This is a genomic window from Rubrivirga sp., assembly GCF_049648075.1.
Taxonomy (GTDB): domain Bacteria; phylum Bacteroidota; class Rhodothermia; order Rhodothermales; family Rubricoccaceae; genus Rubrivirga.
Window position 1 is genome coordinate 1 of record NZ_JBARYR010000216.1, and the last position, 1577, is coordinate 1577.

The 1577-nt window shown below is 54.2% G+C and carries 1 protein-coding gene; it reads left to right on the forward strand.

Features of this window, described 5'->3' with window-relative positions:
* Positions 1 to 34 precede the first annotated feature (34 nt).
* Positions 35 to 1577: VapE domain-containing protein (locus WBA11_RS06225; RefSeq protein WP_424519844.1), on the forward strand; the 1543-nt coding region annotated here is incomplete at its 3' end.

The window sequence follows — 1577 nt, forward strand, 5'->3', positions numbered from 1 at the left end:
GGCTGGCTCCATCTTGAGCCGTGGCGTTGCTGGTGTGTCTATCCCTGGCGTTAGCACTGGCGGCAAGTTGGGACGGCTCAAACCCCAGCTAAAGAAGCTATGCACCTATGGCCGTAAGGTTTATCTCGCATTCGATCGCGATTGCGTCTATAAGCGGCAGGTACAGAACGCCCTGCACAATCTCGCTCGAATGATTATGGAGCGTGGGGCGATGGTCTACGTTCTGGAGTGGCACGATGACTTTAAAGGCGTCGACGACTACTTTGCTGGATGCCCTGGAGGAATGCCGCTCAGCACGATGCTGGAGAGAGCAGCAACGCTGGAAGAGTGGCGTGACGCTCTAGACTCTAAGGCGATCGAGCTCATCGATGAGCCCTGCAAGTTGGCCAAGCGATACGCCCAGGTGAGCGAGCGAGTAGAAAAGCGTCTGCGCTGGAACAACCTGCTCGACCAAATGGAGCTAGACGGCCAGCCCTTCGACCCGGCCCAGCTGCGGATGTTCCTAGCCCTTAAGCACAACGTGGATATCCCACTGCAGGACTGCCAGCAAATTTGTGTATTCATCGCGCAGCAGAATAGATACTCGCCAATTGCTGAGTATCTAGAGGACGTCGCCGCAGAGCATGGCGCTGATGATGCGCTGTTGAACGAAGTAGCCAGCACCTATCTAGGTGCTGGGGACGATTTGCACCGTGCATTTCTCCGCAAGACACTAATCAGCGCCGTAGCTCGGGCGATGAACCCGGGCTGTAAAGTAGATACCGTCTGTATCCTCGTAGGCGACCAAGGCGTGGGCAAGTCGGGATTCTGGGAGGTGCTGGCCGGTGAGTGGTTTGACGATAGTTTCGGTGGTGGCTCCGACAAAGACGAGAGGTTGAAATTACATCGGACCTGGTTTGTTGAGTGGGGAGAGCTAGAGAGCATCTACAAACGGCGCGATGTAAGCTCCCTGAAATCCTTTATCGCCTGTAAGAAAGACTCGCTGAGACCGCCCTACGGCGCAACAACGATGGACTACCTACGGCCCTCGATCTTCGTTGGAACCACCAACCGAGACGACTTTCTCGCCGACAGCACTGGCAACCGTCGCTTTTGGGTAGTGCCCGTTGGTATTGAGGCGGTGCCCTTCAACCTGCTGAAGGAAAATCGCGATCGCATTTGGGCAGCGGCCTACCATGCCTTTAAAGCTGGGGAGGATTGGAAGCTGCCTAAGGACCTAAAGCAAGCAGCCCAGGAAACCGCCCAGGACTACATATTTGTGGACCCATGGGAGCAGCCAGTCAAAGACTACATTGAAGGTCAGAATTTCGTCCCTACGTCGGACGTCCTTTCTATCGCTCTTGGCCTCGAACTGTCACAACAGGGTAAGGGTGAAGAAATGAGGTTGGCCGATATTCTGCGGTCTCTTGGCTGGGTGAAACAGCGCAAGACCATTAATGGGCAAAAAATAAGAGGATGGATTTTCAAAAGTTTTGGGGATGAGGTTGGTCCGGTTGGTCCTGGTAATAATGAACTATACCAAGATGTTGATGAAATAAGGGTTACAGCCACGGACCAACCTACGGACCAACCTACGG